Source organism: Gilliamella sp. B2717 (assembly GCF_026536675.1).
Taxonomy (GTDB): domain Bacteria; phylum Pseudomonadota; class Gammaproteobacteria; order Enterobacterales; family Orbaceae; genus Gilliamella; species Gilliamella apicola_I.
This window is the reverse complement of the sequence record NZ_JAFNNQ010000040.1, coordinates 155,936-181,482: the sequence shown is the minus strand read 5'-3', so window position 1 is coordinate 181,482 and position 25,547 is coordinate 155,936. Positions and strand designations below refer to the sequence as shown.

The window sequence follows — 25,547 nt, the reverse complement described above, 5'->3', positions numbered from 1 at the left end:
CGGCAATATTGACGCCGGTTTTTTCTTGCATTTTTTCAACAAACATATTGAGCTGTTCAAATGCTTGTCGTTGATCAAAGCTCATTCTAAAACGGAGTTCGCCTTTACGGATACCCAGCGCAGAATAGGTGATCCAGACTTGAATATCATCGTCAGCAAAATAGTCATATAACATTTCTAGCACAAACGCTATAATGCCAGCAATACCAGCAAAACGGAATAATATGGTACGCATGGCAAACAGATCAAACGCTTTTTGGATCCCATTACCTGCCAAGCGCGTGGCAATTTTTTCGGAAACGGGAATAATTTTACGATCAATAAAGGTTTTTACCCAAGCATAGCGATGACTTAAACACGCTAACGAAAACACCGATGCTGATAAGGTATAACCGGTCAAGGCTAAAGAACCGTAAAAAAGCGATAACAGGTTGCCGAGTTCCCAATCTTGCGAAAGATTTTTGACCATTTGGCCGGCGAACAAAAAACTGACCATACCGGTAAAAACACCAAAGACCACTTTGGAATAGACAAATACCGATGCCCGCCCCCGCAAAACACGGTTGGCATAAGCGGTAAAATCGGCGGCGGCGGCAATTAATGCGCTGGTGGCAATCGATTTTTCCATTAAAATATCGACATCATCGGCAAACAGGTTGGGCTTTTTGTCCATCACATATTGCCAATTATAGACTTCAAGCGCACCGACTAAAAACGCTAATCGTGCACTTCGAAGGTGTAGCTTTTCACGCGTCATCTCTTTCATGGTCGTGCCTTCAAACATTTTAAAGGTAATGTTGAGCGTTTTTTTGAACACATGATCAAATTCAACTAATTGCCTAGCAAAACGCTTGTCAATATTTTCAATTACGGTGTTTAAATTGTCTCGCAGCTTTTTAATCAGTTTTTTGACTTCGGCCGAATAGGCACTTGATATTAATTTTAGCCCACCACCGGCATCAACCCCCGGAAAAGTGGCTGCTTTAAAGTTTGTCCAAGCTTGTAAAAGCTGATATTTACAGTGGGCATAAAGGGTACAGGTCTGCCAGATGACGCCTGATAGTGCCAGCGAGGCGGCTTCGGCAATCATGGCGCCTAAGCTGTATAGCCCATCACCTATTGGTTTACAACGTTTAATTAACTGATCGTGAATCTTTAAAATCGGCCCCGGAAAAAGCCCTGGTGATTGATAATTAGTAAGCAACCGTTGCAACTTCAGGGTTTTACCGTAACTGGTATTTAAGGTAAAGTTTCGACGTTGTGCTTTTTTTTGTAGCTCTTGCAACTCAAAAATATATTCATAAATTAAGGTTGCCTGCCGAAAGAGTGTGGTTACATAAGATAGCCCTTTTATCTCAAGCTCTTTTAAAAGATCCTCGTCGTAGTCAGCTCCACTATTAGTGGACACAATATCTGAAATGTTTTGCAGTACTTTTAAGGTGGTGTTTAAATCGCCAAATTGGGCACGCAAACCTAAAATGATCAAGTGAGTTTTGCGCAGTTTAATATAGGCGTGCGAATCAAAATCGATGTTTTTTAGGTTGTCTAAATTAAACATTTTTTGATTAAACTGTTGCCCTGTTTCGCAATTTTCTAGCCCGTGGGTTGAGCGTTCATACACCATTCGAAGATGAAATGCATTAAGATTAATACTTTTAAGCTGTTCAAATTGATTTTCGTTAATTTCTTTTTGTTCTAATGCTTGTTTTAATTCCTGATCGATTAATGCTTGGTATTTTTTCCATATTTCACTGTCATCTTCAATTTCAATACGGTCTTCGTATCCTAAATCATTAATGGTCATTAAATAATGGCTTTTTTCAAGCCAGGTAATTAATTGTTTGGCACGTTCATTCGCAATGCGATCAATTTCGTTGTTCACTTGTTTAAAAAGAATATCAAAATCTTTGGTATCTAAACGTTGGGTGTATTTTTCGAGTGCTTTATCGACTTTTTGGTCGAATTCGGTTTTTAATTGTTTTTGTTTACTTTCGTATTCATCGACTAAATCTTGATATACATTGTGTAAAGCCAGTGCGGTGGCTTTGGTTTCTTCATGCGTTGCATCGCTTCTGAACGTCGAGTGTTGAACAAATTTGGCATAAATAGAGTTGGGGGAATAATCTTTTAATGCTGATACACCAATATTAAGTCTTTGCGACTTTCGATATTCTTCGTTTGTGTCACTATCATATTTTAGATAATGCATAAATTTTTCATAATAAAGATGCCCAAATGGTTTTCCATAAAAGTAGTCTTTGACTAACACTATAAAGGATTTTACCATGGGGTAAAATTGACGTTTCATTGGGGCTTTAAGTGAGTTCTTATCAATATTTAGTATGCTAGCTAGCTTGTCTAGATTAGGAGTATAAGAAATAACCCCTTTATACCGTCGCTCATATTCTGAATTGATAACTTGCTTTTGATAATCACAATCATCGGTATCAAGACCTTTATCTAATGCTAGATAAAAATCATCTTTATACGCAACAATATTAAAATCTTTTCTGGCTACATCGGATTCGACATAAGCTCGGACTCTTGTCATTAACTCTTTAACATCGCATTCCATTTCGGCTTCTTTCTTAAACTGTCCTAAATGACCGTAAATATCGTTGTAATATTCATTAAGATCTTGCGCCACGCCAAGTGCATCTTCAATCGCTAATAGCATTGGCGCTCCGTGTTCTGCACTGTAATTTTGCATATTTTTATGCAGCGTAGTTAAATTTTGTTGATGTTGCTCAAGAAGTAGCGATTTTGTATCTGTGCCTTGCGCAACCATAAATGATTGCGTTTTAAAAGGTGTCCATGGCTGATGAGTACTATTGAGTTTTAGCTTGTCTTTGTTAAAGATGTATTTTATTTTTTTTACCACCTTTGCCGACGTGCCTATCGGATTTAGCCGATCTTGATATTCTACCCCTTTCGTTACTTCTTTATAAAATAACGCCTTTTTTTTACGGTCTTCTTCATTTTTTACGTCGATTGAGTTGTATATCTCGTTACCTAGCTGGTTATCAGGCAAAAGATCAAAGCGTTTACTTATAAAATCAAAATCATAATCTAAGACTTGCTTTAAAGAATCTTCAGTTGCTTCAATGGCACTGGTATGCCGTTTCTGCGCTAGCCATGCTTGAATATCAATTTTTTGCATTCTTGGCTCGGGTTCATTAGTACATTCCATTAACATTTCGTCAGTCCATGGAAACTCACTATAAGCAATATAGACTTCTTCATGCAGTGATGCGTATGGAATAGTAATAAACGTGACAATGTCTGGATTCTTTGTAAGGTTAGGACATTGAAAAAAATCTTCTACGTTAGGGTTGTCAACTTGATATCGAGAAAATAGTTTTAACAGTCGTGCTTCTTCATCAATTTTGTATATTTTCCAAAATCGGTCAAGATCATGTACCGTTATGTCTTCATTTACGGGTTTCATGTAAGGCAGGTAAACATATAAAAAACCTTCTCTTAATCGTCTAATGTGATATTGGTAATCATCATTTAATGGGACATCGGTTACCCCTTCTAAATTTGCCCATGAGGGTTTGTAACGATTGGTATAGGTGGGAATGGCTGTATAGCGTACAGGGTAAATGGCAAGGCCGTCTTTTTGACAGCCACAATTTTTAATTTTTTCTGTGGTACTCATGAGTTACATCCTAATTTTAAATCTTTTCATCACTTCGTTTATTTATTGCTTTATTTATTGCTTTAATTATTGCTTTATTTTTGATTACTTTTTGCTTACTATTCTTTTAAGTTGTTAACTTAATTCATATTGCTTATTAGCGCAATAAATTTTGTCTATTTTTTAGTATGATTAATATTTTTTAATTCAAAAATAACTCAAAGCTATCTTGGTTTCTGATACAATAGTCTAAATTTATAATAATGAAGTAATGTCGTAACACTATAAAACACAAGGTTTTTTAATGATCATATCTGATGCTAATAGTGCGGTGTCATCCGTTGCTTATCGTGCCAATGAAGTCATAGCAATTTATCCTATTACGCCAAGCTCAACCATGGCTGAGCAAGCAAGCACTTGGGCTGAATTTAATAAGCCTAATGTCTTTGGCGATATTCCAAAAGTAGTTGAAATGCAGTCCGAAGCTGGTGCTATTTCAACTGTGCATGGTTCTTTAATGACGGGCGCATTAGCGACGTCGTTTACATCATCGCAAGGCTTGTTGTTAATGATCCCTTCGTTATATAAGATAGCCGGTGAATTAACGCCTTTTGTGTTACATGTCGCTGCTCGTACGGTTGCCACCCATGCGCTGTCAATTTTTGGTGATCATTCCGATGTGATGTCAATCAGACAAACGGGCTTTGCTATGCTGTGTTCAAGTTCAGTTCAAGAAGCCCAAGATTTTGCGCTAATTGCACAAATGGCAACATTGAATAGTCGTGTGCCTTTTGTCCACTTTTTTGATGGTTTTCGAACATCCCATGAAGTGAATAAAATTCATCCTTTAAGCGATGAACAAATTCATAACCTGTTACCGCATGATGCTATAAAAGCTTATCGTAGCCGTGCTTTGACGCCCGATAATCCTGTTATTCGTGGCACGTCGGCTAATCCTGATACCTATTTTCAATGTCGTGAAGCGGTAAATTCTTATTATGATCAGACTTATCAGCATGTTGTCGATGCGATGCAAGCATTTGAAAAAGAGACAGGCAGACAATACCAACCGTTTGAATATTATGGGGCAAGTGATGCCGAACGTGTGATTGTCATAATGGGCTCAGGCGTGAGTACTTGTAAAGAAGTTGTCGATTATCTGCTTGATAATCATGAAAAAGTCGGTGTGGTGATTGTTAGATTATTCCGCCCTTTTTCTGCAAAACATTTGTTAACGATCATTCCGGATTCTGTTAAAAAAATAGCAGTTTTAGATAGAACAAAAGAACCTGGTGCCCAAGCCGAACCTTTGTACTTAGATGTTATGACTGCTTTTGCCGAAAGCTTTAGTCAAGGTGAACGCCATTGTTTACCAACCATTGTTGGTGGACGTTATGGTTTGTCATCGAAAGAGTTTGATCCTCGCTGTGTCTTGGCTATCTTTAACGAGCTGTTAGCAGAAAAACCAAAACCACGCTTTACGGTTGGGATTTATGATGATGTAACTGGATTGTCATTAAAATTACCCGAACAATCTATTCCACAAAAATCTGCGCTTGAAGCATTATTTTATGGTTTGGGTAGTGACGGTACGGTTTCGGCGACTAAAAATAATATTAAAATTATTGGTGATAGCTCACCTTTTTATGTGCAGGGCTATTTTGTTTATGACTCTAAAAAGGCCGGTGGCTTAACGACTTCGCATTTACGAGTAAGTTTGGAGCCTATTGATTCTCCTTATTTAATCACTAGCGCACATTTTATTGGCTGTCATCAAGATCAATTTATCGATAAATACCAGATTGTTGAAAAACTAAAAGATGACGGGATCTTTTTACTTAATACACCTTATAGTAAAGATGAAATTTGGCATCGTTTACCGAAAGAAGTTCAAGTACAATTAATCCAGAAAAGAGCACACTTTTATATTATTAATGCCGCTAAAATTGCCCGAGAATGTAATTTAGGAGCCCGTATTAATACCGTTATGCAAGCGGCTTTCTTTCATCTTTCTGAAATATTTAAAAATGATTTTAGTATCACACAGCTTAAAGAAGTGATAGCCAAAAGTTACAGTAGCAAAGGTCAAGAATTAGTCGAAAACAACTGGAAAGCCCTTGATTTAGCGATTGCTTCTTTAGAGCAAATTCCGTTAAGTTGTGTCGATCAAAGTAGCGCATCACGCCCTTCTATAGTACCAAGTAATGCGCCTGACTTTGTGAAAGTAGTGACGGCATCAATGCTTGCCGGTTTAGGCGATAACTTGCCAGTATCTGCCTTTCCACCCGACGGCACTTGGCCAACGGGCACCACAAAATGGGAAAAACGAAACATTGCCGAAGCGATTCCAATTTGGCAACCCGACCTTTGTACCCAATGTAATCATTGTGCGGTTGCGTGTCCACATGCGGCAATTCGAGCTAAAGTGGTATTACCTGACGATTTGGCAAACGCACCCGATTCATTGAGTTCGCTCGAGGTAAAAGCCCGCGATATGCGAGGTCAACGCTACGTTTTACAAGTTGCGCCGGAAGATTGTACGGGTTGTAATTTGTGTGTTGAGGTGTGTCCGTCTCGGGATCGTAATAATTTTGATATTAAAGCGATTAATATGCAATCACGCATTGATAATTTAGAAACGCAACGCGCCAATTTTGCGTTCTTTAATGAGTTGCCTGATCGTGATATTAAATCACTTGAACGTATTGATGTACGCACATCGCAGCTATTAACACCATTGTTTGAGTATTCGGGCGCTTGTGCCGGCTGTGGTGAAACCCCTTACATTAAATTGTTAACGCAACTTTATGGTGATCATCTTGCCATAGCTAATGCAACCGGTTGTTCTTCAATTTATGGTGGTAATTTACCTTCAACCCCTTATACTACTGATCGTTACGGTCGTGGCCCTGCTTGGGCAAATTCGTTATTTGAAGATAATGCCGAGTTTGCTTTAGGTTATCGGATCACTTATGACCAACATAAAAAACGGGCGTTACGTTTGCTTGAACATGTAGCGGGTGAGATTTCGCCCGAAATTGTCATTGCGTTACAGTCCCTTGATTCTACTATTGATGATAAACGCAAGCAGGTTGCTTTATTGCGTGATCAACTGGCTCATTTGGACTCGCCTGAAGCAAAAGAGTTAATTCAAGATGCGGATTATTTAATCGATAAGTCAGTTTGGGCAATTGGTGGGGACGGTTGGGCATATGATATTGGTTTTGGTGGACTGGATCATGTAATGAGTTTGACCGATAACGTTAATATTTTGGTATTAGATACACAATGCTATTCTAATACTGGTGGTCAGCAATCTAAAGCAACGCCAATGGGAGCCGTGTCTAAATTTGCCGATTTAGGTAAACATAAAGCACGTAAAGATTTAGGCGTGAGTGTGATGATGTATGGGCATGTTTATGTTGCGCAAATTGCATTAGGTGCACAGCTTAATCAAACGTTAAAAGCCCTGCAAGAAGCCGAAGCCTATGACGGCCCTTCTTTAGTGATTGCTTATAGCCCTTGTGAAGAGCATGGTTATGATTTAGCAAAATCGCATGAACAGATGAAAGATTTAGTTAAATCAGGATTCTGGCCGCTATATCGTTATGATCCACGACGTACGGCAGAAGGTAAACCTGGTCTGGTGCTTGATTCTAAATCACCAAATAGTGAATTATTATCTAGTATTTTACTGAAAGAGCAGCGTTTTAGACGTTTAGAAACGTTAGAACCGGTGATTGCCAATACCTTGCATGAACGTTCAACCAAAATGGTAAACGCTAAATTTAAGTTCTTGCAAATGTTATCGACGTATTCTGATATCGAAACGCCCGCAGACAGCTAATCAATCGCTGTTGTGATTAGAATCATATCATCTTAATTAAGACCATTGCGTATGTTATGCAGCATACGCAATGGCTTTTTATTCGTGATGCGCTTTAGTGCAAACTAGCACCAGTTAAGTGCGTTTTTTTAACCAAGTTAATCGTTATCATTTTCAAAATTGACCATTATTGACCCTAATTAGGGTATCAATACGCTTTTAATGATTATCATTATATTTGGTATGTTTTTTGCACTGTTTAATTAGCCTGTAAAGAAATCATTAATCGAGAGGTGAAAAATGGTCGCAAATTTGAATATCAACCGTAGAAAACTATTAACGTTGTCTTCCGCTGCAATTGCAGGTTTGACGGTTAATCAATTACTGGCTAAAGCACATGCGCTAGAACAACAAAAAACAGTGTCATATTCGTTACCCATACAAGATAACGTTGTGATACCTAACCTTAACAATCCCGTTAGACTGAACTTTAATGAAAATGCGCTTGGTATGTCAGGCGCAGCTAAACAAGCAGCCATTGATGCGATTCCTAAAGCAAACCGTTATGCTAAAGCTGAAATGCCCCTGTTAAATAGACGATTGGCTCAATATCATCATGTAAGCGATGATCACATTTTGCTAACGGCAGGATCATCTGAAGGTATTCGAAGTTCATTAGCAGCTTATGTGAAACCGGATACACAGTTAGTGATACCAGAATTAACTTATAGTGACGGCGAACATTTTGCTAAAATCTTTAAATTAAAGGTAACCAAAGTGCCTTGCTTAGCCGATTGGCAAATTGATATTAAAGGCTTACAAAAAGCGGTTGAGGATTATCAAGGCTCTTCAATCGTTTATTTAGTCAACCCTAATAATCCTACTTCGACTGTATTTGCCAATAGCAAAATAGAATCATGGTTAACAAGTAAACCCAAAAATACGGTATTTATTGTCGATGAAGCCTATGCCGAATTCGTCAATGATCCAGCTTTTAAGTCGGTTGATTACTTAATTTCAAAGGGGTTTGATAATATTGTTTTACTGAAAACGTTTTCAAAAATTCATGCTATGGCTGGTCTACGTGTCGGTTATGTGGTGAGTTCAGCGGATAATATTCGTCATATTGCTCAGTATGTTGCAGGCGAAAAGTTAAATTATTGCGGTGTCTGTGCGGCTTTAGCGTCAATGGATGATGTCCAGTTTTTAACTTATTCTAAAAAAGCGGTTGATGTGTCACGGACGATTATGGAAAAGACTTTGTCAGATTTAGGTTTACATTATCTTAAATCTGAAACGAACTTTTTGTTTCATAAAAGCCCCATTGATTTAAAAAAATATCGAGAACTCATGAAACAAAATTTTATTTTAATAGGTCGAGATTTTGAGCCTGCCACAAATTGGTGTCGAATATCATTAGGGACACCAAGTGAAATGCTTTATGTTGCAAATGTTATGCGAAATTTGAAAAGTCAGTCTTTGATTTAAGTTGAAATTACTGATTGTGCTGATAGTATCATGCTCACTTGTCATGATGTGATGAGTGAGCATTTTAGTCGTTTTTAAATATCATTTATTCGTCTTGCCATCCAATAGCGCTGTTTCCAATAAGACTCATTTAAATTGGAATAGATGACACCTTTCGACGTCGAGGCATGTAAAAATTTTCCATCCGTGTAATAGATGCCGACATGTAATCCACTACCCCGTCCACCGGTTTTGAAAAAGACTAAATCTCCCGCTTTGGGTTTCGTCACTTTATAACCTAGTTTAGCTTGTTCAGCTGCACTTCTTGGCAATCGTTTAGCTAGTTTATTTTTAAAGAAGTTCATGACTAAAGCTGAACAATCGCTCCCGGCTAGGGTTGTTCCACCATAACGGTATGGCGTACCTTGCCATTTTTTGTAATGGGATTCTATTTTAGCTAACATAGCCGTTTCTGATCTGAGCGTATTTGAGGTCACTTGTCCCCGACTACTGCTACAGCCAAATAGCATAAACATAGATAAAATTAACGTGAGAATAAAACAACGTTTCCTTAGACTAAAACAACTGCTTAGCAACGTCACGTATCGTTGATTGCCTTTTTTTGTCATATCTTTTGGTTCCCTTGTTTAAGTTTGACCATTGTGAATAACGTCTTGCAACTTTTAGACTTTTGGGTAATACACCCTTTTCCCATTCGCTATTATCCAAATTAGACAATTGAATCGGGTCGGTATTTGCATGACTACGATTATTCAAATTTTCTTTAAGACGAATTAATCGCAATGAAAGAAAACAGATAATTGCATCGTCAACACTTAATTTACTGTATCCAGATAGCTGGTAGCGCATTCTAGATCCGTAATGTTTGGCCGTTTGCATTAGCGTACCTACAGCACCACCAATTAACGCAGCAGATCCGAAGGTCAATCCTCCGGTTGCTAAGTCGATGCTTGCACCGATAGTGGCTCCCGATACAAAACCTTTGGTTAAATGAACGCCCATGCTTTTTAACGCATCAATATTAAAAAGATCCGCTTTGTAGCGCCCTTTAATTAAGGGTAAACCTTGTTCGCTTTCGTGCTCAGCATCAAATTGATAAAGCGATAATAATTCATCAATTGCTTTTTGTTCTCGCTTTCTTACTTTATTTTGCATATCAACTATGGCTTGTTTATCATCTGTTTTCGCCATTTGATAAAATGCAGTCACATCAACCAGTGTTTCTGCTATAATTAAGTTAGCGCTTTGGTTGCGAGAGTCTCGTAATTCGGTTATCTTATTTAGCCATTCATCTAAAATAGCTTTAGCTGGCTCTGTCATAAGCGCAAGGCTTTTGTACAATCTTTCTTCACCGTCCAATGGTGGCACGATCGCGTCGAACCTTATGATAGCATGTATCCCGACTCGTGAAAGTAACATTTTCCATTCTTTTTCATTCTGATTTTGTTGTGCAGTAAAATTTAACACCGCTAAAATAGGTTTATCACTATTGGCTAAGATAGCTAATTCATCATGAAATTTAGGTAGTATAGGCTCTCTCACATCAATAACATAGATAGCTGCATCACTATTTAGGAGTTGTTTTATAACTTTTGCTTCTTGGTTAAATTGGTTTTCTGCCTCTGGACTTTGTAAAAAAATCGTTAATTTATCAATGCCGTCAAGTTTATGATTGGTAGGCAAAAGTTGATTAATGTAGTCGTATAGAGCCAAGCTATCTTCTAAACCAGGTGTATCATAAAAAATAATCGATTTTTGATTGCCTAGTTTTATTTTTATAGATTCGACATGCCTTGTTGTGCCAGGTTTATTCGAAACCTCACCAAAATGACTATTGCGAATTAATGTCCGTAATAATGAGGTTTTACCAACATTAGCATGACCAACAACGGCTAATTTTAATGTTGTTAACATTTTACAGTTCCTCTTTTAACCATGAGGGTTGAGCAAACTCAAACGGTAAAGATTGCCAGTTGTTAAGTTGGTGACCTTGATTGATGAACCAAATACGGTTTTGTTGCGATTTTTCAGTTAATTGACTAAGTAAATTTAATACTCCTCGATCGGGTGATCGGTCGGTATCAATAGCGATTAATAATTTTTTAGCTGGGTTTATTTGAAGATAATCTAAAATTTGTTTGCGCTGTTCACGCGTATTTACAAAACCTAAAAAGGTAACAGATGCTGGCGGTGTCCAGCTTTCAGGAATATCTACCGCAACTAAAAAAATTCCTTCGCCATTGTTTATAAAATGTTTGGTTAAATCAATATTAAGATCTTGTTTATGCGTATCTTCATCCACAACGTGGATTGAAATCGGTTGTAAATCATTAGCCAAAATTTGATATTCAGGTAAATTTAAATTCAATTTTACTTTACGGCAACTGACTATCCAGTTAATACCGCAAATGATCATGCAAATAAAACGTACTGCTAATCCGTAAACAATAAACACGCCAAGTAACCAAATCGCCCACGCAGATCGAACTTCGCTAGCATTAAGTGCGCGTTCACTGTATCGAATAATCTCATCTTGCGGAATTGAAAACCCAAATATTGAAGGTAACAACCCTAGATAATGGGTCAGTTGTATAATTGCATCGGGGTTTAGTAGGGTTGATTTCCATTCAAAACTGTAATGTTGTGTCGAAAACAAAACCACCAGTACAACAAGAGCAAAACTTAATATGATTGTCCAAAAAAGATTAAGGACAAACCCAATTAGCCAGCGGATTTTACCCCCAAACAGTTGTACAAAAGCAGGAATCAGTTCTTGTATGGTCTTTTTTTGAGATAGCTTTTTAGCTAACCATAACCAACAATGGATAAGAATACTTCCGCCCATATTGGAAAAGAAAAAAAAGGAACAAACCCAGATTAAAAAGGTGATGAGGTGAACGCCTAATAAGCTGAAAAGTGCCCAGTATAAATTAACAGGGTTTTGATTGAGTGCGCTAAACGCTAATGTCACGCCTAAAAAAACGGAAAGTAACAGGAGCAGAACAAAAGAAATTTTTATCGCATGCAGTAATAGCGTTTGTGCAGTATAAAGTCCATTTTGCTTAGACAACATCACCGCTCGTAGGATAATTCGATCGGATAATGATGATTGTGTAGCCCTTGCCTTTCGATTGATGTCTTGATCGGCATATCGACCTGATTCATTTTCAATCAAGCGTATCGTTTCAGCAAGCCATAAAGATTTTAACTTTTCTCGCATTATACTTATCTTAAAATGAGATTAATGAAGCATAAAAGAAACGCGACTTAAGTCGCGTTGTGTAAGTTAAATATATTACTGTGCTATTTCACCAATTTTACTTAATAAAGTTTGAATACGTTGTTGCCAAACTTGTTGATCTTGTTTTAATTTTTCGTTTTCATCACGTAGTGCTTTCATTTCGTCTGAACTGTCATTAATCAACTGTTCTAATTCTTGATTTCCTTGTTTTAACGTTGCAATCTCTTGTTGTAATGTACTGATAGTATTCACAGTATGTTGGATTTTATTTTCCAATTGATTCAATATTTCTAATGACATATTTTTCCTCAGACTTTATTTACTTGGTGTATAATGTCTACTATTATAACGAATTCATTCTAAAATCAACACCTTTTTAAAATTTAAGTTGGAGAAAATTATGCGTAAACCTCTCGTGATGGGTAACTGGAAACTCAATGGTAGTATTGAAATGGCTAAAAACTTAGTTGCCGAACTAAGAAATGAGCTATCAACGGATGTCGAATGTGATGTTGCGATCGCTCCACCAGTCGTTTATTTAGATTTTGTTAAACACCAATTAGGTGGATCAAATATTCTTTTAGGCGCTCAAGATGTCGGAATTAATTTATCTGGCGCTTATACTGGTGAAGTATCTGTCAACATGCTAAAAGAAGTTGGGGTCACGCATATTATTATTGGTCATTCTGAACGTCGTACTTATCATAAAGAATCAGATGAATTTATCGCTAAAAAATTTGGAGTCATTAAAGAAGCAGGTTTAGTTCCTGTACTTTGTATTGGTGAAACCGAAGCCGAAAACGAAGCGGGTCAAACTCAAACTGTTTGTGCTCGTCAGATTGATGCGGTGATTAATGCATTAGGTGTTCAAGCTTTCAATGGTGCAGTTATTGCTTATGAACCTGTATGGGCAATTGGTACAGGCAAATCAGCGACGCCTGCACAAGCTCAAGCTGTTCATAAATTTATTCGTGACCATATTGCAAAACAAGATGCAAAAGTAGCTGAACAAGTCATTATTCAATACGGTGGTTCGGTCAATGATAAAAATGCCGCTGAGTTATTTACTCAACCAGATATTGATGGTGCATTAGTGGGTGGCGCATCATTAAAAGCAGATGCATTTGCAGCTATTGTTAAAGCAGCGGAAAAAGCAAAGAATTAATTTTTTTAAAACTTAACAATAAGATAAAAGACGCCAGATTGGCGTCTTTCAATAGAAACTTAAATAATTTATTTATATTTAACTTTATTTGATTTTGAGTTATATCGAGAAGGCCAAATTTTTTCAGCAGGAACTTTTAAATATTCTGAAATAATATGTTCATACTTAGGACAATGACGATAAAGTGCGTTTCGTAGAGTATCAGCTTGCAAGCCACTCGCACGAGATAGACCTCTTAAATTTCCACCTCTAATTTTAATTTCGCCTACTACTCTTGATGGAGTCCAGTCTTGATCTTGTTCGCTCATTATGAGATCCTCTATAAGTTTATTTTTATTGCTATCCAAAAGATTATCGGTATACAACACTAGCATGGTGTAAATTCCAAGCAAAAGAATAACACATAAAAAAACGAATTAAAACAAGAAAAATAAAAAATAACGCAAAATGGATTATAAAAATGAAAGAAAGCAACATAAAAACAACTGAAGATCAAGAAAAAACACGAATTCTTAAGGAAACAGGTGTTATCGATTTTAAGCATCGACTTACCTTAGTTTTAGAGAGTTTATCGGGTAATGCCTTTGCCAAAAAAGTGGGAATGTCTGAAGCCGTTATTCGTGACTATTTATCTGGTAAAACTTACCCTTCTCTTAATAGATTAGCAATTATCGCACAAAAATGTGATATCCCTATTGAGTGGTTAGCAACAGGTAAAGGTGAGTGTCGGTTACTTCCCGATACTGAACGTCGTGGTTTTGTCTATATCCCTTTTTATAAATTAAATGAATTCGGTAATAATAAGTCACTTTTACAAATCGAGGCAATACCGTTTGATATCACATTGATTAAACATCAACTTTTTGATAATGATGACTTGCGGGCGGTTTGGGCTAAAGGTGATAGCATGGAGCCGACGATATCCAATCATGATATTTTGATTATTAATACTGCACATAGCAAACCGATTGATGGATATCTTTATGCCGTGCAATATGATGATCAGATAAGTATTAAACGCATCCAAAATCAGGGTTCTAACATTGCTTTGCTCTGTGATAATCAAAAATATCCGTCTATAACTGTAGACAAAAATGAACCTCAAGATTTTAAAATTATTGGTCATGTCGTTTATCTGTTAAAGGATCTTTATTAACAATATTGTGTATTGATTGTATTTTTTTATGGCATATAAAATATGTGGTTTTGTTGATTAATGTTGATAGAACCACTTATTAAGAAATTTAGGCACTCGTTTTTTTTCTTTAGATTTTAGAAAGATTACTGAGTAAAAAAACGTAAAAATGTTTAAGTATCCGTCTATGTTCCAGTAAAAAAAATGTTCTCAATCAGAATTCTTATTGGCATAAATTTATGCTTTTGGGGTCATTTATGCTAAAATTAGCTATTATTTTTTTATAGACAATGTTAGTTATTATGCCAAATATGAATACTTCCCCAAAAGTTGTCGTCGGTATGTCTGGTGGCGTTGATTCTTCTGTTTCTGCATATTTACTTCAGCAACAAGGTTATCAAGTTGTTGGTTTATTTATGAAAAACTGGGAAGAAGACGACACAGATGAATACTGTTCAGCGGCTGTTGACTTAGCCGATGCTCAAGCTGTTTGTGATAAACTCAATATTAAACTTTATACTATTAATTTTGCAGCCGAATATTGGGATAACGTATTTGAACATTTTTTATCAGAATATAAAGCAGGGCGAACCCCTAATCCCGATATTTTATGTAATAAAGAAATCAAATTTAAAGCATTTTTAGAGTATGCAGCGCAAGATCTTGGTGCCGATTATATTGCAACTGGTCATTATGTTCGTAAACGTACCACTGGCGATAAAGTCGAATTATTGCGAGGGGTAGATAATAATAAAGACCAAAGTTACTTTTTATATACGTTAAGCGAAGACCAAGTTAGACAAAGTCTGTTCCCTGTTGGGGAACTTGAAAAACCTCAAGTTCGTAAAATCGCTGAGCAGCTAGGATTAGCTACTGCATCTAAAAAAGACTCTACAGGAATTTGCTTTATTGGCGAACGAAAGTTTAGTGACTTTTTAGCTCGATATTTACCGGCTCAAGCTGGCGCAATTCGTACGGTGGACGGACAGGTTATCGGTAAACATCAAGGGCTTATGTATCATACTTTAGGACAACGTAAAGGGCTGGGAATTGGTGGATTAAAGCAAGCCGATGATACCCCATGGTATGTTGTGGATAAAGATATTAAAAATAATGAACTTATTGTTGCTCAAGGTCATGATCACCCTGCGCTATTTTCAGATGGTCTGATTGCACAACAACTACATTGGGTTGATAGAAAAGCTGTGACCAAACCTTTTACTTGTACGGTGAAAACGCGTTATCGTCAACAAGATATTCAATGCCAGGTCAATCCAATATCAGAAGACAAAATCGAAGTGATTTTTGCTAACCCTGTAGCGGCAGTCACTCCTGGACAATCTGCTGTGTTTTATCAAGACGAAGTGTGTCTAGGTGGCGGCATTATTGAGGAACGTATTATTCGAAGTAAGGAGAGTTCGAGTGACGAATAAGTATTACCATACTACTATTGCCCTTGCCGGTGTGATACAAAGTTCTGTTTTAGTTCCCCAGTTAGCCAATACTGGGGTCTGTAGCTCAACACTTTATGAGCAAACTATACATAGCCTTTTTATTACCTCACCACAAACGACCGAAGAAGTGTATGGTGGTATTCAGAATATTAAAACGGGTTTACAAACATTAGTTTATCTGTTTTCATCAGGGCAAAAAGAACAACTGGATGTTGTTCGCTATCTGTTAAGAACATTAAGTATTACCAGTAGATTAATAAAAAATAATGATGCATTAAATAATATTGACCAGCGTTTAACGCGTATTTCGGGATTGTATCCTATCATGAATGAAGAAACGATTAGTTCACATGTAGATGATCTGTCTTATTCGTTAGCCGGTATTTATTCCGATATTATTAGCCCATTAACCACTAAAATTAAAGTGATGGGTAAAATTGAGTATTTACAAAATTCTTTAGTTCAAGCAAAGGTGAGAACGTCGTTGTTGGGTTGTATTCGTTCTGCTATTTTATGGTACCAAGTAGGAGGAAGCCGTTTACAGCTATTTTTTCAACGAAAACGCTTAATAAAAACGGCTCAGGCGCTTTTGCAAGAAATTGAAAAAGCAAATTCACTTTAATTTTTTATTACTATTTTAACATCGTAACGGAGTTATCCCGATGGAATTATCTGCACTTACCGCCCTTTCGCCTATTGATGGTCGATATGGAGATAAAACGACAGAATTACGTACTATTTTTAGCGAATATGGTTTATTAAAATACCGTGTACAAGTCGAAGTTCGTTGGTTACAAAAATTAGCTTTACACCCCGAAATTATTGAAGTGCCTGCACTCAGCCAATCAGCCTTGGCGCATCTTAATCAAATTGTTGAACAGTTTAACGAAGATGATGCTAAACGTATTAAAGCGATCGAAAAAACAACCAATCACGATGTTAAAGCGGTTGAGTATTTTCTTAAAGAAAAAGTGAAAACGAATGAAGAGTTGCATGCCGTCAATGAGTTTATTCATTTTGCATGTACATCCGAAGATATCAATAATTTATCATATGCTTTAATGTTAAAAACGGCGAAAGAAAGTGTTTTAATCCCGTATTGGAAAAAAGTAATTGATAAAATTACTGATCAGGCTAAAGCGTATCGTGATTTACCTTTACTTTCCAGAACTCATGGTCAACCAGCTACTCCATCAACGATTGGTAAAGAATTTGCTAATGTTGCTTATCGCTTACAGCGTCAATTAAAACAGCTACAATCGGTAGAAATACTGGGTAAAATCAATGGGGCTACCGGTAACTATAATGCGCATATTGTGGCTTATCCTCATATTGACTGGCATCAATTTAGTGAAGAGTTTGTCTGTTCTTTGGGTTTACAATGGAATCCATTTACAACTCAAATCGAACCGCATGATTATATTGCCGAGTTTTTTGATTGTGTTGCTCGGTTTAATACCATTATGATCGACTTTAATCGTGATATTTGGGGTTATATTTCACTAAATCACTTTAAACAAAAAACGGTAGCTGGCGAAATCGGATCGTCAACCATGCCACACAAAGTCAATCCAATCGATTTTGAAAACTCTGAAGGCAACCTTGGCATAGCTAATGCCATTATGAATCATTTAGGTAGCAAATTGCCAATTTCCCGTTTTCAACGTGATTTAACAGATTCAACCATTTTACGTAATCTTGGTGTAGGTATTGGTTATGCAATCATTGCTTATCAATCAACCTTAAAAGGATTAAGCAAACTTGAAGTGAATCAAGAGTACTTGTTGGATGAGCTCAATCGTAACTGGGAAGTCTTAGCTGAACCCATTCAAACAGTGATGCGACGTTATGGTATTGAAAAGCCTTACGAGAAACTAAAAGAATTGACGCGAGGAAAACGTGTCGATGCCGAAGGAATGAAGCAGTTTATTGATTCGTTAGATTTACCAGAAAATGAAAAATCACGTTTGAAACAGTTAACACCAGCCAACTATATTGGTTACGCATCAACGTTTATTGATAAACTTTGATTATCTTTTGTTGGTTAATAATCTGAAACATCATTGAATAATGTTTCAGATTATATTGAATCACAATACATGATTGAATGATGTCAATTTATGATTAAATAACAAACGGTTATTCTTATTCACCTTTAAGACATCAATAATAAAATAACATTAAAAGTATTTATAGGAACATCCATTGAAAATCCGCATTGCAACAAGGAAAAGCCCTTTAGCTCTTTGGCAAGCTAACTATGTTAAACAGCAGCTATTAGCCATTCACCCTGATTTGTCTGTAGAGCTTATCCCTATGGTGACAAAAGGTGATATATTACTTGATAGCCCATTATCAAAAATAGGTGGCAAAGGATTATTTGTTAAACAATTGGAAGAAGCCATTTTAAATAATGAAGCTGATATTGCAGTGCATTCTATAAAAGATATTCCCGTGCATTTTCCCGATGGACTCACACTTGCAACAATCTGCAAACGGGATGATGTCCGAGATGCATTTATTTCAAATCGCTACGAAAATTTATCACAGTTACCTTCTGGTGCAGTGGTTGGTACTTCAAGTTTACGACGACAATGTCAATTACGTGCGCTTTACCCACATTTGCATATTAAAGATTTGCGAGGCAACATTGGTACCCGTTTAGCAAAATTAGACAATCAAGAATATGATGCAATTATTTTAGCCGCTGTAGGATTAAAACGTTTATCATTGCAAGACCGTATTAAACAATATATTGATACTGATGTAATCTTACCTGCTGTCGGTCAAGGGGCAATTGGTATTGAAACACGTGCTAATGATAAGCAAATTTTAGCTTTACTGGCCCCTTTAGATGACCAACATAGTCGAATTTGCATACAAGCTGAAAGAGCAATGAATCAACAATTGCAAGGTGGTTGCCAAGTTCCTATTGCTTGTTATAGCCAAATTTTGGATGACAAGCTATTTTTAAAGGGTTTAGTTGGCAAAACAGATGGTTCTACAATAATCAAAGTCCCTTTGTCCGGTAGCATTACTCAAGCAGAACAGTTAGGACGAGATGTCGCTAATAAATTGTTAATGCTTGGTGCTAAAGCAATTTTAGAGGAATTGAATAGCGAATGATTTTCGTCACCCGCCCTTCACCGCAAGGTGAAGCATTGACTAAATTATTAAATCAAGCCAATTTACAGGCTACCCATCTTCCTTTATTTAGGATTTCAGCAGGTAAGGATCTGCTGAATTTACAATATAATTTAAACCAGTTGTTACCAAATGATATTGTTATTGCAGTGTCGCCACAAGTCGCAAATGTTATTACCACATTTAATCCGCATCTTAATTTTCCTAAACATTTACAGTATTTTGCCATAGGAAATAAAACGGCGGAACTGATTCGTCAATTAGTCCATAAATCGGTAAGTTTTCCAAAACAAGAAAATAGTGAAGGATTACTTGCCTTATTTGATGCTGATATGGTGAAAAACCGAAGAGTTTTAATTTTACGCGGTGATTCAGGAAGACAGCTAATTGCCGATACATTAAGTGCCAAACAAGCCCAAGTCAAACTGGTAGAGTGTTATTCTCGTCATGCTATATCCTATCCGTTGGACATACTGAGTAATTCCATTGAGCATCAGCTCGTTATCATTACCAGTATTGAACATTTACATCAACTTGAGTTGTATTGCCAAACAGAACATAAAAAACAAGCTTGTTTAGTGGTGACCAGTCTAAGAATTTTTGAGGAAGCTAAGCGCCTAAACTGGCAAAATATTGTTTTAGCCAAAAGCGCAAATAATCAAATTTTATTTAAAACAATGATAAGTCTATGTCATAATAATATCAATTATATAAAATCATCTAAATGAGGTTTCTATGCCGATTCGATTTTATGGAGCTAATGCAACCAGTTCAACGATTAGTACCACCTCATTTAGCAAACCTTTTACAACCGATGCACTAACACAAGTGAACAATATTATGAAAGAAGATAAAAATACGATAACAACAAATTCAAGTCCAAAAACAGAAAAAAAATCGACTTCTTCATCCAGCAAAAATAATGTCAATAAAGCACCCATTTCAAAACTATCGCTTGTAGCTATTGCTTTAACTTTAGGCTTAGGTGGCTTTGTTTTTTATCACGGCCATGAACAACTTGAAAAACAAAATAGCACTATTTCAATGCTCGAAATGGAAATAGCCAATTTAAAACAAACTACCAAGCAGAGTATTGTTAAGGATTTAGAAAGTAATATTAATGATGCAGTAACCAAACAAGACCAGCAGTTTTCTTCGCTAGAAGAGCGTGTTACTAATCAGTTAAATGAGCAACAAAAGTTACAAAAACAGTTAACCAATCAAATTAATGACACAATTAGATTAAATGAACAAGATCTTCATAACTTTAACGAACGATTATCAGCAATGTCGAGCACTGATAATAATGTTTGGCTGATATCGCAAGCTAACTATTTAGTCCATTTAGCCGCTCGAAAAATCTGGAGTGATCAAGATTATACCACTGCCCGTTTGTTGTTAAGAAATGCAGATGAAAGTTTAGCACAAACAAATGACCCCAGTTTATTGCCTGCCAGACAAGCCATTAATAAAGATATCAGTTCGCTTTCTGAATTGAGTTTTATCGATTCTGACGGTATTGTTTTGAATTTAATTAGTCTTTCGGATTCGTTGACCGATCTTCCTTTGGTTGAGAATTATAATGATATTGATCTTGGCTTAACGCAGTATAATGATGCTTTGCCAGTTGGTGATTCTCACAGCGCATCTTCAGATACTGATTCAGAAAATAAAATTGACCCAACTAAAAGTTCCGATAATGTGGTCACTTCGTCAATTTCTGATTGGTCACATAATTTATGGGCAAACATTGATTCTTTTATGCAAAAATTTATTACCATTGAAAAATTGGATAAAAATGACAATAACTTTGCGACCTGTTTGTCACAAGCAGGCAAAGATGAAAAACAGATCGTTAGATGCCATATTTTAAGTACCCCACTAAATTTAGAACAATCACTGTATCTTCGTGAAAATATTCGTTTCCGTCTGTTAATAGCCGCACAAGCTGTACCTCGACATCAAGAATTGATTTATCAACGTTCGCTTAATGATGTTGCAGTTTGGGTTAATGCTTATTTTGATAATAATTCGCCAAGTGTTAAAGCCTTCCTAAGTGATCTTGATAATTTGCAAAATCAAACCATTAGTAATAAAAGTGTTCCTGACAGATTAGCTAGCTTAAGTGAACTTGAGAAGTTAATGCAAACTCGTGTTCGTTCTATGTTGGCTAAATAGGAGAATAATAATGATTAAAATATTAGTTATTTTCTTAGCATTAGTTGGGGGATTCTTTTTAGGGCCTTTATTGCAATTCAATCAAGGTTCAGCTGTATTTATCATCGCCAATTATAAAATTAGCATGTCCTTCAATTCTTTTGTTATTTTATTATTGTTGGCGCTTTTTTGTCTTTATTTGATTGATCGATTATTTAAAAAAATCTTCAATTCTAAAACAGCTTTCGGTAATTGGCTTCGTTTAAAATCGCCGCATAAAGCAAAAAAATTAATTGAACAAGCACAATTTTTATTACTTGAAGGTAACTACCAACAAGCAGCTAAACTTTTCATGAAAAGTGCTAAGGGTGCAACCAATACAACATTATCTTATTTATTAGCGGCACAAGCGAATATTGATAATGATCAGTTGATTCAAGCTAACCAAATGCTCGAAGCAGCCGCAGCGACTTGCCAACCTAGCGAAAAATTTGCTTTCCAATTGGTTCAAGTTCGCTTACAGCTTAAGAATCATGAATATGATAATGCTCATACTATTATTGAAAGTTTGTTAAATGAAAAGCCACGTAATGCCGAAGTATTAAGGCTTGCAGATCAACTTTATTATGAAATGGGTAATTATCAAGCTGTTATTGATTTATTACCTATTATGTATAAAGTAAAAACATATAGTGATTCTCAATTAGATCAGTTTAAACAAGCTGCTTATATTGCTCGAATCAAACAGTTATCAACCGATAATGATCCGCTCGCATTAATTAAATGGTGGAAATCACAGCCAAAAGCAATACTTAATAATACTGCGTATCAAAAAGCAATGGCTAACTACCTTAAACAACTTGGCCAAACTGTCGAAGCAGATAAATTGCTGGAATCAGTGGCTAAAATTAAAGATCAAGAAAGAACGTAAAAACAGGGCGACAAGCCCTGTTTTTTTAGGTATAAAATATTTTGTATTATAAAAAATATCGAATCAACGCCATAAAGCACATCCCTGTCACAACAATGCACATCAGATTTTTCGTCAATAAAGCCACTAAAATAGTGGGAAGACTAGCTAAACAGTATTCGATCTTAAAATCAGGAAAATGCCCTTGTTTTGCAATAAATAGGTTTTGTACAAAAAGTGCCGTTAAGATACAAAGTGGAACATACGATAAAAATCGAATCACAATATCAGGCAAATGTAACTTTCTAACAAGTATAAAAGGAATAATTCGAGGTAACCATGTTACCAATCCACATCCTATAATGATGAGTAAACTATAAGTAGTCATACTTTACGCTCCATCGCTATTCCCATAAAACATCCAGCAAATGTGCTAATTAATATTGCCATTTCAGGGGATACAAATCGCATTAAGATGATCAGCAGTACTGAAACAGTGAGCATAACAAGAATCTTGTTATACATACTTTTTGTTTTGTCACCTATCAACTGTAAATATAGTAAACCGATAAACATAGCCACTAAAGCATAATCCAGACCAAACATAGTGGGATCGGGTAACCACTCACCGATTAAAGCACCTATTAAGCAGGATAATATCCAAGCAATATAAGCGGTGACATTCAGTCCATGCATCCATACGGCGTTGACAGGTTTATGATTGGCAATTGCATTCATGGCCACTGCAAAACTCTCATCTGTGAGCAAACTACCAATACCAATATTATCCAGTAATGAAAAACGGCGAAAAGAAGGCGCAGTAGCCATGCTCATTAAAAAATGGCGGGAATTAACCAGAAAAACAGTAAAAATAATGGCTGAAATGGGTGTAGCAACTAACATTAATCCAGCTATGATAAATTGAGCCGCTCCAGCATAAACAATCACAGCAAGTAGAGTTACTTCTAAAATCGTTAAATTTGCCGATTTTCCTACAACGCCAGCAGCAATACCTATACCAACGTAGCCTAATAACGTTGGAATACAAGCATAAACACCATCTTTAAATGTGAGTGACATAACGCATTCTCTTGATAAAAACTTCATCATAATTATTAACACGGTACTGTCAAACAATAAATGATTAATCTTAAAATTTATTTTAAATGAAATGATTGACCAGTTTGTTATGCGTTTTCAGTCTAGGCAAAATATTCACTTATTTTAACAAGGATCACATTAACGTAATTACACTCAGTAATGTAGTTTGATCGGGTTAATAGTAATTATTAAGATAAATAGTTCGACTATGCACCACTCCGCCTGTAAATTTGTTATAATCCTTTAAATTGTTTTTTAAGATAATCAAAATCGATTTTATATGAAAAATAACATATCAAACCAGTATACGGGTACACTTTTTATTATTTCGGCTCCGAGTGGAGCAGGAAAGTCAAGTTTGATTCGGGCTTATTTAGAGCAAAAAAATCAGTATCCGGCAAAAGTTTCAATTTCGCATACCACCCGAGCGCCAAGACCAGGCGAAGAACATGGTGAAGATTATTATTTTGTGGATCATGACCATTTTGAGTCATTGATTAGTCAGCAGGCATTTGTCGAATATGCAAACGTATTTGATCACTATTATGGTACTTCGAAAGCAGAAATTGAGCAGAGCTTATTACAAGGAGTTAACGTATTTTTAGATATTGATTGGCAAGGTGCACAGCAAGTTAGAGAAAAAATGCCACAATCCAAAAGTATTTTTATCTTACCGCCCTCGTTAGCAGAACTTGAACATCGTCTTATTAAGCGAGGACAAGATACCGAACAAGTTATTCGTAAAAGAATGGCAAAAGCACAAGCTGAAATTTCACATTATCATGAATATGACTATGTGATTATTAATGATGATTTTAACACTTCATTAAACGCCCTTAATTCTATCATTATTGCTGCAAGTTTAGAGCGTGATAAACAAGAAGTCATTCATCAATCATTCTTCACAAAACTTTTAACGCACAATAATTATTAATCATGCTGATATAGTTGAGTACTAATCATTTGATACTTATTTAATACACATATCGCCGATGTTATCGGCGATATATAAAAGCGTTAGCGTTAATTACCTAGTCCTTGATCAGCCTGATCATTCTGAATGAGTTCTATCTTATAACCGTCGGGATCTTCAACAAAGGCAATAATGGTCGTTCCACCTTTCACGGGACCAGCTTCACGGGTTACGTTACCACCAGCAAGTTTAACATCTTCACACATTTTGGCGACATCATCAACACCAATAGCAATATGACCAAATGCATTACCATGGTCATACTCTTGCGTTCCCCAGTTATACGTTAGCTCAATAACGGAACTGACAGATTCATCATCATAACCGACGAAAGCTAACGAATATTTGTATTCTGTATTTTCACTTGTTCTTAATACTTTCATTCCCATAACTTGAGTATAAAAATCAATAGAACGTTGTAAGTCTCCTACACGTATCATCGTATGTAAAATGCGCATTGCTAAAATATTCCTTTTTATTAGTGAAATTAATATTGAGTTTATATGTTCATATTTAGTGACGCAAATTTTTTTGGTGTCATAGCAGGCAAAACATTATCAACCGAGTGATAAAACGTTTAGTAGTTTAGATGAAGTAGAGTATGAAATCGCTTTCATATAAAATAGATAGAAAGACTTTTATTTATACAAGGTATAAACAAAAGTCTTGGAATGTAAACTAATAATAAATGGGTTAGTAACTTTTAATGACAACTATTGTGTTGAAGTAGTATAACGAGGAGAAGCACTTATCTGCCTTCCATTACTCACTAATCTAACTTGTTGACCAACATAAAACTCTTTGGTTGTGCCTTTTTGCACAATCACAATATTTGCACCATTTGCTTGCTTAATTTCTAATTCAACCGCATTTGATTGGCTTGCTTTATCTTCGATTGTGTTACCAATTAACGCACCACCAATCGCACCTGTTGCAACGGCTAAAGCTCTACCGGCTCCATCACCAATGGTGTTACCAAGTACACCACCAATCACAGCACCACCTAATGAACCTACCACATTTTCACTTCGTCCATTAGATGCATTTGTTTGAATTTTAACTGGTCTTACTGAAACAACAGTGCCATAACTTACTTGTTGAACTTGTTTCGCTTGATCGGTTGTATAAACATCGCCAGAATAGATATCACTATTACTACATCCCGAAAGGATAGCAACTATGATACTTGTCAAAACAATTTTTTTCATATTTGATTCCCCATATATATTATTGAAGTTATACTTTTTTTTGTCAGATTAAGCATAATATTCTTTTACAATAACAACAATATCTTTTTCATTATTTTATCAATA

22 protein-coding genes are annotated in these 25,547 nt (G+C 36.1%); 12 read left to right on the top strand and 10 right to left on the bottom strand.

Annotated features, from left to right (window positions below):
* Positions 1–3,661: T6SS effector BTH_I2691 family protein (locus J3U35_RS06445; RefSeq protein ID WP_267360304.1), on the bottom strand; the 3,661-nt coding region annotated here is incomplete at its 3' end.
* A gap of 283 nt (positions 3,662–3,944) precedes the next feature.
* Between J3U35_RS06445 and nifJ the strand changes: the two genes are divergently transcribed.
* Both nifJ and J3U35_RS06435 read left to right on the top strand, forming a co-directional pair.
* Positions 3,945–7,487 (top strand): pyruvate:ferredoxin (flavodoxin) oxidoreductase, encoded by a 3,543-nt coding sequence (nifJ, locus tag J3U35_RS06440; protein WP_267360302.1) that lies wholly within the window; start codon positions 3,945–3,947, stop codon positions 7,485–7,487.
* A gap of 279 nt (positions 7,488–7,766) precedes the next feature.
* Positions 7,767–8,954: a pyridoxal phosphate-dependent aminotransferase gene (locus J3U35_RS06435; protein WP_267360300.1), complete on the top strand. Its 1,188-nt coding sequence runs from the start codon at positions 7,767–7,769 to the stop codon at positions 8,952–8,954.
* Between the two features lie 74 nt (positions 8,955–9,028).
* Here the strand turns inward: J3U35_RS06435 and J3U35_RS06430 are convergent, their stop codons facing one another.
* The 4 genes from J3U35_RS06430 to zapB form a co-directional block, all read right to left on the bottom strand.
* Positions 9,029–9,397, bottom strand: coding sequence for a C40 family peptidase (locus J3U35_RS06430; protein ID WP_267360298.1), 369 nt, complete (start codon positions 9,395–9,397; stop codon positions 9,029–9,031).
* 112 nt (positions 9,398–9,509) lie between these two features.
* On the bottom strand, positions 9,510–10,868 hold the full coding sequence (locus J3U35_RS06425) for a GTPase/DUF3482 domain-containing protein (protein ID WP_267360296.1): 1,359 nt from the start codon (positions 10,866–10,868) through the stop codon (positions 9,510–9,512).
* A 1-nt stretch (position 10,869) separates the two neighbouring features.
* Positions 10,870–12,174 (bottom strand): DUF2868 domain-containing protein, encoded by a 1,305-nt coding sequence (locus tag J3U35_RS06420; protein WP_267352566.1) that lies wholly within the window; start codon positions 12,172–12,174, stop codon positions 10,870–10,872.
* 75 nt (positions 12,175–12,249) lie between these two features.
* Complete coding sequence (gene zapB / locus J3U35_RS06415; protein ID WP_267352565.1) at positions 12,250–12,495, bottom strand: cell division protein ZapB; 246 nt, start codon at positions 12,493–12,495, stop codon at positions 12,250–12,252.
* Positions 12,496–12,595: 100 nt separating this feature from the next.
* Here zapB and tpiA point away from each other — a divergent pair, with 100 nt between their 5' ends.
* A complete protein-coding gene (gene tpiA / locus J3U35_RS06410; protein WP_267360294.1) occupies positions 12,596–13,360 on the top strand; it encodes a triose-phosphate isomerase in 765 nt (254 codons plus the stop codon).
* A 68-nt stretch (positions 13,361–13,428) separates the two neighbouring features.
* Here tpiA and J3U35_RS06405 read toward each other — a convergent pair whose 3' ends face one another.
* Positions 13,429–13,668, bottom strand: coding sequence for a helix-turn-helix domain-containing protein (locus J3U35_RS06405; RefSeq protein ID WP_267352563.1), 240 nt, complete (start codon positions 13,666–13,668; stop codon positions 13,429–13,431).
* A gap of 152 nt (positions 13,669–13,820) precedes the next feature.
* Here J3U35_RS06405 and J3U35_RS06400 point away from each other — a divergent pair, with 152 nt between their 5' ends.
* From J3U35_RS06400 to J3U35_RS06365, 8 genes are all read left to right on the top strand, one after another.
* The gene (locus tag J3U35_RS06400) at positions 13,821–14,516 is read left to right on the top strand and encodes a LexA family transcriptional regulator (RefSeq protein ID WP_267352562.1); all 696 of its coding nucleotides are present in this window, start codon (positions 13,821–13,823) and stop codon (positions 14,514–14,516) included.
* A gap of 281 nt (positions 14,517–14,797) precedes the next feature.
* A complete protein-coding gene (mnmA, locus tag J3U35_RS06395) occupies positions 14,798–15,928 on the top strand; it encodes a tRNA 2-thiouridine(34) synthase MnmA (protein ID WP_324123835.1) in 1,131 nt (376 codons plus the stop codon).
* The gene (gene hflD, locus J3U35_RS06390) at positions 15,918–16,571 is read left to right on the top strand and encodes a high frequency lysogenization protein HflD (protein WP_267352560.1); all 654 of its coding nucleotides are present in this window, start codon (positions 15,918–15,920) and stop codon (positions 16,569–16,571) included. The genes mnmA and hflD overlap by 11 nt, the downstream gene beginning before the upstream one ends.
* Positions 16,572–16,611: 40 nt before the next feature.
* Positions 16,612–17,979 (top strand): adenylosuccinate lyase, encoded by a 1,368-nt coding sequence (gene purB, locus J3U35_RS06385; protein WP_267360292.1) that lies wholly within the window; start codon positions 16,612–16,614, stop codon positions 17,977–17,979.
* A gap of 175 nt (positions 17,980–18,154) precedes the next feature.
* The gene (gene hemC / locus J3U35_RS06380; RefSeq protein WP_267352558.1) at positions 18,155–19,075 is read left to right on the top strand and encodes a hydroxymethylbilane synthase; all 921 of its coding nucleotides are present in this window, start codon (positions 18,155–18,157) and stop codon (positions 19,073–19,075) included.
* Positions 19,072–19,821, top strand: coding sequence for a uroporphyrinogen-III synthase (locus tag J3U35_RS06375; protein ID WP_267360290.1), 750 nt, complete (start codon positions 19,072–19,074; stop codon positions 19,819–19,821). The genes hemC and J3U35_RS06375 overlap by 4 nt, the downstream gene beginning before the upstream one ends.
* A 7-nt stretch (positions 19,822–19,828) precedes the next feature.
* The gene (locus J3U35_RS06370; protein WP_267360288.1) at positions 19,829–21,271 is read left to right on the top strand and encodes a uroporphyrinogen-III C-methyltransferase; all 1,443 of its coding nucleotides are present in this window, start codon (positions 19,829–19,831) and stop codon (positions 21,269–21,271) included.
* Positions 21,272–21,281: 10 nt separating this feature from the next.
* Positions 21,282–22,181, top strand: a complete 900-nt coding sequence (locus tag J3U35_RS06365; protein ID WP_065559387.1) for a heme biosynthesis HemY N-terminal domain-containing protein — start codon at positions 21,282–21,284, stop codon at positions 22,179–22,181.
* Positions 22,182–22,227: 46 nt separating this feature from the next.
* Here the strand turns inward: J3U35_RS06365 and J3U35_RS06360 are convergent, their stop codons facing one another.
* Together J3U35_RS06360 and J3U35_RS06355 are read right to left on the bottom strand one after the other, a co-directional pair.
* Positions 22,228–22,548, bottom strand: coding sequence for an AzlD domain-containing protein (locus J3U35_RS06360; protein WP_267352554.1), 321 nt, complete (start codon positions 22,546–22,548; stop codon positions 22,228–22,230).
* Complete coding sequence (locus J3U35_RS06355) at positions 22,545–23,240, bottom strand: AzlC family ABC transporter permease (protein ID WP_267352553.1); 696 nt, start codon at positions 23,238–23,240, stop codon at positions 22,545–22,547. Before J3U35_RS06355 ends, J3U35_RS06360 begins: the two co-directional genes overlap by 4 nt.
* Positions 23,241–23,541: 301 nt before the next feature.
* Here J3U35_RS06355 and gmk point away from each other — a divergent pair, with 301 nt between their 5' ends.
* Complete coding sequence (gene gmk / locus J3U35_RS06350; protein WP_267352552.1) at positions 23,542–24,195, top strand: guanylate kinase; 654 nt, start codon at positions 23,542–23,544, stop codon at positions 24,193–24,195.
* Between the two features lie 89 nt (positions 24,196–24,284).
* Here the strand turns inward: gmk and gloA are convergent, their stop codons facing one another.
* A complete protein-coding gene (gloA, locus tag J3U35_RS06345) occupies positions 24,285–24,692 on the bottom strand; it encodes a lactoylglutathione lyase (RefSeq protein ID WP_267352551.1) in 408 nt (135 codons plus the stop codon).
* A gap of 255 nt (positions 24,693–24,947) precedes the next feature.
* Positions 24,948–25,442 carry a glycine zipper 2TM domain-containing protein gene (locus J3U35_RS06340; RefSeq protein WP_267352550.1) on the bottom strand — a complete coding sequence of 165 codons (495 nt, stop codon included), beginning with the start codon at positions 25,440–25,442 and terminating at the stop codon, positions 24,948–24,950.
* Between the last annotated feature and the right edge of the window lie 105 nt (positions 25,443–25,547).